Source organism: Actinophytocola sp., from assembly GCF_045807065.1.
In the GTDB taxonomy this organism is placed as follows: Bacteria; Actinomycetota; Actinomycetes; order Mycobacteriales; family Pseudonocardiaceae; genus Actinophytocola.
In genome coordinates this window covers 1-5,611 of sequence record NZ_JBJMIE010000675.1, presented here as the reverse complement: position 1 = coordinate 5,611, position 5,611 = coordinate 1, and the positions used below count along the sequence as shown (strand labels likewise).

Annotated in this window: 8 protein-coding genes and 1 pseudogene; 1 reads left to right on the top strand and 8 read right to left on the bottom strand. The window is 68.8% G+C overall.

Annotated elements, in window-relative coordinates; all coding sequences use genetic code 11:
- Window positions 1–135, bottom strand: a pseudogene (locus tag ACJ73U_RS39735) (pyridoxamine 5-phosphate oxidase); the annotation flags it as partial.
- Between the two features lie 13 nt (window positions 136–148).
- Window positions 149–571, bottom strand: a complete 423-nt coding sequence (locus ACJ73U_RS39730; RefSeq protein WP_407782945.1) for a VOC family protein — start codon at window positions 569–571, stop codon at window positions 149–151.
- 311 nt (window positions 572–882) lie between these two features.
- Between ACJ73U_RS39730 and ACJ73U_RS39725 the strand changes: the two genes are divergently transcribed.
- A complete protein-coding gene (locus ACJ73U_RS39725) occupies window positions 883–1,731 on the top strand; it encodes a formate/nitrite transporter family protein (protein WP_407782944.1) in 849 nt (282 codons plus the stop codon).
- Window positions 1,732–1,757: 26 nt separating this feature from the next.
- Here the strand turns inward: ACJ73U_RS39725 and ACJ73U_RS39720 are convergent, their stop codons facing one another.
- The 6 genes from ACJ73U_RS39720 to ACJ73U_RS39695 all read right to left on the bottom strand — a co-directional run.
- Window positions 1,758–2,468 carry an SDR family NAD(P)-dependent oxidoreductase gene (locus tag ACJ73U_RS39720; protein ID WP_407782943.1) on the bottom strand — a complete coding sequence of 237 codons (711 nt, stop codon included), beginning with the start codon at window positions 2,466–2,468 and terminating at the stop codon, window positions 1,758–1,760.
- A 47-nt stretch (window positions 2,469–2,515) separates the two neighbouring features.
- Entirely contained in the window at window positions 2,516–3,496 is a 981-nt protein-coding gene (locus ACJ73U_RS39715) for a DUF4331 family protein (protein WP_407782942.1), read from the bottom strand.
- 9 nt (window positions 3,497–3,505) lie between these two features.
- Window positions 3,506–4,198: a type 1 glutamine amidotransferase domain-containing protein gene (locus ACJ73U_RS39710; protein WP_407782941.1), complete on the bottom strand. Its 693-nt coding sequence runs from the start codon at window positions 4,196–4,198 to the stop codon at window positions 3,506–3,508.
- A gap of 270 nt (window positions 4,199–4,468) precedes the next feature.
- Window positions 4,469–4,957: a hypothetical protein gene (locus ACJ73U_RS39705; protein WP_407782940.1), complete on the bottom strand. Its 489-nt coding sequence runs from the start codon at window positions 4,955–4,957 to the stop codon at window positions 4,469–4,471.
- A 121-nt stretch (window positions 4,958–5,078) separates the two neighbouring features.
- Entirely contained in the window at window positions 5,079–5,300 is a 222-nt protein-coding gene (locus ACJ73U_RS39700; protein WP_407782939.1) for a hypothetical protein, read from the bottom strand.
- 54 nt (window positions 5,301–5,354) lie between these two features.
- Window positions 5,355–5,611, bottom strand: a 257-nt coding sequence (locus tag ACJ73U_RS39695) for a hypothetical protein (protein ID WP_407782938.1), incomplete at its 5' end; no start/stop codon positions are given.

The window sequence follows — 5,611 nt, the reverse complement described above, 5'->3', positions numbered from 1 at the left end:
GTTCCAGGTAAAGGCGATCGGGACACACCGGGGTGTGCCGTCCGTGGCGACGTAGGCCAAGCGGGTCAGGTCCCGGGCCAGCAGCTCCCGGCTGAGCGGGCGGTTCAGGACTTCGGTGACTTCGTTCGGTAGCATGGCAAACCTTCCGTTATCCGAGCTCTTCGGCCAGGGCGATGATGATCCCCGCGGGGCCGCGGAGGTAACCCATCCGGTAGCTGTTCTCGATCTGGCCCACCTCGCCGATGAGCTCGGCGCCATGCGTGCGCAGCCGGGCGACGACGTCGTCGATGTCCTTGACGGCGAACAGGATGCGCCGTAGGCCCAGCGCGTTCACCGGGGCGTTCCGCGAGGCGTCGACCGCCGGCGGCGTCTGGAACCTCATCAGTTCGAGTCGGCCGTGGCCGTCCGGGGTCCGCATCATCGCGATGTCGCACCGGACGGCGTCCAGTCCGACGATCTGGTCCACCCACGGTCCCTCGACCAGCGCCCGGCCTTCCAGCTCCATACCGAGCTCGACGAAGAACGCGATGGCGGCGTCGAGCTCCTCGATGACGATGCCGATGTTGTCCATCCGTTCGAGCACGAGTTCTCCTTCGTCCGGGGGCCCCGCGACGGAGCCGGGGCCATGTTCTCAGGTGCGGTCGTAGAGCAGGCAGAGCGCGCCGCTCTCGGTCGCTGAGCCGCGATGTCGCCGCCATCCTGCTCCCGCGGCGCCGTCACCGCGGTCGCCGGGTCCGTGCCGGCGAGCCGCGTCCTACGACTCGGTTGGGCAGCTGCTGAATACCCGACCGAGGAATAGGTCTGACCTGCGCGGGTATGCGGTTGGTCGCCGATGCCGATCGTCGTGCGCCATGGGGACTCCGCAGCGTGGTGGGAGATGTGATGACAGGCGATTCGATCGACGAGCACGGGAGCCTGCCCCTGCGGTCGCCGGCCGGGAGCCGTGACGAGCCGGAGCTCGAGGAAGCCTTCGACCGGATCATCGCCGAGGGTCGCGACCGGCTTGGGCGTCCGTTGCTGCCGCTGGTGGCCACCGGGCTGCTCGGCGGCGTCGACGTCGCCGTGGGGGTGCTGGCCTTCCTGGTCGTCAAGCACGAGACCGGGCAGCCGCTGCTGGCCGCCGCCGCGTTCACGATCGGGTTCATCGCGCTGTTGCTCGCCCGCAGCGAGCTGTTCACCGAGAACTTCCTGGTCCCGGTCACCGCGTTGGCGGCCGGTAACGGTTCCTTCTCACGGTTGGTCCGGCTGTGGCTGGTCACTCTCGCCGCGAACCTGGCCGGCGGTTTCGTGATGGCGGGCATGATCGTCGTCGCGTTGCCCGACCTGCGTGGCACCGCGGCCGCGACCGGTGGTCACTTCGCCACGCTGGGCACGTCCTGGCGCTCGTTGGCGCTGGCCGTGCTGGCCGGCGCGGTGATCACGCTCATGACCCGCATGCAGCACGCGACCAACGACATGGGAGTCAAGCTCGTCGCCGCGGTCGCCATGTCGTTCCTTCTCGTCGGGGCACAGTTGTTCCACTCGATACTCGACTCCATCGTCATGTTCGCCGGCCTGCTGGGCGGTCAGGCGCACTACTCGTGGGCCGACTGGGCGATCGCGCTGGCCTGGTCGTCGCTGGGCAACCTCCTGGGCGGCATCGGCCTGGTCACCTCGATCCGACTGCTCCGGGTGTCACACCGAGTCGAAGAGGCGCAGCGCGATGCCCGCGAAGAAGGGCGAGTCGCCTGACGGACCGGTCCGCGGCCTCGCTACGGTCAGTGGCCGGCACTCTGGCCGCCATCGACGTGCAGGATCTCGCCGGTGACGAAGGGGGCGTTCTCGAGATAGACGATCGCGTCGACGACGTCACCGACCTCGCCCAATCGCCCGAGTGGGTGAAGCCGGGCGAGAGAGTCACCGTACGCATCCGAGTTCCGGGTCTTGATGACACCCAACGCGACCGCGTTGCTGCGGATGCCGCGGGCCGCGTACTCGATGGCCAGGGCCCTGGTGGCGGACTGCAGCCCGCCCTTGGTCAGGGAGGCCAGCACCGAGTTGACCGACGCGTCGGCGTGGTCGGCCAGACTGGTGCTGATCTGGACGAGGTGACCGCTGCCCTGGCGGAGCATCTGCTCGACAGCGAGCTGCGTGATGCGGAAGAACCCGGCCAGGTTGACGCCGGTGGCGGCCTCGTAGTCATCCCGGGTGTACTCGGTGAACGGCTTGGCGATGAAGATGCCTGCGTTGTTGACCAGGGTGTCGATGCGACCGAACCGCTCGACCGCGGCGGCGGCCACGCGCTCGGCCGTGGAGGGGTCGGCGATATCGCCCCGGACGGCGAGGACGTCCGGGTCCGGCACGGGGGCGATGCTCCGCGACGTCGCGACGACGGCGTAGCCCAGCTTGCCGTACGCCACCACCAGGGCGGCACCGATGCCCTGCGACGCACCGGTGATGACGGCGACCTTCTTGCCGGGCACGCTCACGACGACCTCCTTCTGTGGTGACGTGCGAATCGATGCCCAGGGGCGGGTTACCTGTGGGGCGGCCCGAGGTAGGGGAACCGGGTCAGCAGGTCGTCGTGCGGAGGCACTCCGCCCGAGGTGACCTTTCCGTTGGTCAGGAAGGCCATCCGGGCGCTGAAGACGTCGTCGGTGAGGCCGCGCCCGTTGGGGTAGGCGGCCGGACGGGCGCGGTCGTAGCGCAGGATGTCCGGCAGGACCGTGGCGGCTGCCGCTGCTGCCGCCGTGGGCTCGTAGCCGTTCTCCGCCAGCAGTTTCGACCACGGCTCCAGGTACTTCGCCCTGTCGTCGGCCGGATGCCCGGCGTTGTACTCGTCCTTGGCGTACTCGGGGTTGATGAACGGGTTGATCGTCGGATGCCCGCCGCGGTCCACCTGGACGAGCGCGCCGTCGCGGCGGACGCTGACAGTCGCCCACAGGCCGATCGCGGGCTGCGGCCCGAGCATCTCGTCGGGCACCTCGAGCGCGATGCACTGCACGTCCTTGCCGGCGAACGCGTCCTCCCCCGTCCACTCGAAACCGTGCAGCGCGCCCTCGGCGTCGGCGAAGAAGGGATCGCTGCGGACTCCGATGAACAGCCCGCAGGGGCCTGCCCGCAACGGTTGCGCGACGGCGTCGAGGCCCACCGGTACGGCACTCGCGAGCACCTCGCCGGCCGGCTCGGCGCGCCGGGCGTCGGCGTCCGTGGCGTAGTGGACAGCACCGGTCTGCAGGCCGTCCTCGGCCGTGGTGAACACGAAGGAGAAGGCGGCGTCCGCCTGGTTGTCCCCGTCGTTGTCGATGTTGATGCGGTAGACCGCGTCGGGGTGGAACTCCCGGCTCATCAGGAACGGCGGGGTCGCGCTCAGACCCGTGGTGAACGGGTTCACGTCGATGATCACCACCGTCCGGCCGCTGTCGCCGGCCGCCGGGAAGACGTAGAGGTCGGTCAGGTCCAGGCGCGCGTCGTCACCCGGGAACTTGAGGTAGGCCGCACTGAAGTGGTTGGACATGTCCGGCGCCTACTTCAGGATCTGCAACAGCCGGTCCGCCAGGATCGCGGCCGAGTGGGGGTTCTGCCCGGTGATCAGGTTGCGGTCCTCCACCATGTACGGCTTCCAGATCTCGCCGCGGCTGAACTCGACGCCGAGTCCCTGCAGTTCGTCCTCCAGCAGCCACCGCGTCCTGGAGGCGAGCCCGACGGCCTCCTCCTCGTCGTTGGTGAAGCACGTGACCCGGTAACCCTTGAAGGGAGACACGCCGTGGATCCTGGTGGCCAGCATCGCGGCGGGGGCGTGACACACGATCGCGAGCGGCCTGCCCGAGGCGAGCTGTTCGGTGAGTATCCGTCCCGCGTCGGCGTCCACCCACAGGTCCTCCATCGGCCCGTGGCCGCCGGGCAGGTACACCGCGTCGTAGTCCTCGAGGCGCACGTCGGACAGCTTGAGCGGCCGGCGCATGACCTCCGCCGAACGGATGATCGCCTCCAGCTCGAGGGCTCCCTCGATCCCGCCCGCCATCTCCGGGCGCATGCTCATCATGTCGACGTTCGGGGTCACGCCGCGCGGCGTCGCGACCACGACCTGGTGACCGGCTTCGGTGAGCGCCTTATACGGGGCCGCGAACTCCTCGGCCCAGTAACCGGTGGCGTACCTGGTGCCGTCCTTCAACGTCAGGTACGTGGCTCCGGACACCACGAACAGCATCTTCGCCATCGTCGATCACTCCCGTCGTCCAGGGGTCCGCGGCCTTCGTCCCCACCGCGGAACTCCGCTGGACTCAGGGTCCCCGCACCAGGCGGCCGGTCGCGCCCGTGAAACACACTGGTCGACGTCCACGCGTCTGGGCCGCCTGCCATGTCTGGCCGTCGGGAGCGGCTCTGTCCCGGGTTGTCCTGCGTGGCAGTGCCAACGCGCACGGAGAAGCTGATCGAGCATGGCCGGGAGCCGGGGCGGGTCAACGCGAGGCCGCCCCGGGGCTCGGGGTCACCAGAAGTGCGCGACGTCCACCACGATGCGGTTGGGCAGCGTCTGGATCCGGAAGGGCAGCCGCGCGCGGACGCCGAGGCCGATCGTGGTCGTGCCTTCGAAGGAGCCGGCCCAGGCGACCTGTCGGAAGGTCTGGTAGCCGGTGACGTCCACCAACTCCGCGCGGTTGGGGTAGGTGTAGGTGGGGTTGCCCGACTGGTCGTAGGCCGGCGCGAACACCGTGACCTGGAGCCGCGCCCCGCCGCGCAGCGGGACCGGCGCGCCCGTCGGGTCGTCGAACACCGTGTCCACATAGGACACATGGTAGCCGCCGGTCGGTCCGTTGAGGTCGAACACCAGTCGGTCGTAGCAGTCATGCCGACCCGCACGCAGGTCGACCAGCTGGCTCGGCGTCAGCCCCTGCGCCGACTTCTCCCCGGAGCCCCAGGTTATGCCGCAGTACGGTGCCGCGGCCGACGCTCCGGCCGCCGGCAGTACCATTCCCATAACAGCAGTCAAAATGGTTAATAACAGTCCGGTTCTTCGCATCGTTCTCGCCTTTTCCAGTTCGGTGAAACATGACCCAATGAAGAAGACGCACGAAGTACCGGAAGGTTGTGCGCGAACGTCAGTGAATGCCGACGGTCACGTTCACCCGGATCCGGGGCAGTGGGATCAGGACCCACCAGGCGGCGAGGAAAACACCGGGCACCGCGAGCAGACCGGCCTGGTGGAAGTAGAAGTTGCCGATGGGCAGCGGTCCCGTCGAGGTGGCGGGGGTCCGGTAGAGGTGGAATCGCTCGCGGCGCAGACGAGTACACCAATTCATCCGGACGGGCCGGTGATTCACCAGTACTTCGTGATCACGGGTGTTTCTCGTGCTGGTAGCGGACTTGTCGGACTGTCAGCGGACAACCACCCCGTCGACCGACGGTCCGAGTCCACGTGAGGGGTACGGCGAGCCGGCGATCTGTCTCGGCTGCCCGTGCGTGATGTCGAAGGCGGACACGGTGTTCTGGCTGTCCGTGGCGCTGTCGAAGGCGTTCCCGGTGTACAGGTGCTTCCCGTCCGCCGTGGTGACCGCCGGGCCGACGCGGGTGCCGGCTCGGGTGCCCTGTGTGGTCAGTGAGCCGTCGGCGCCGATGGTGAACGTCCACACGC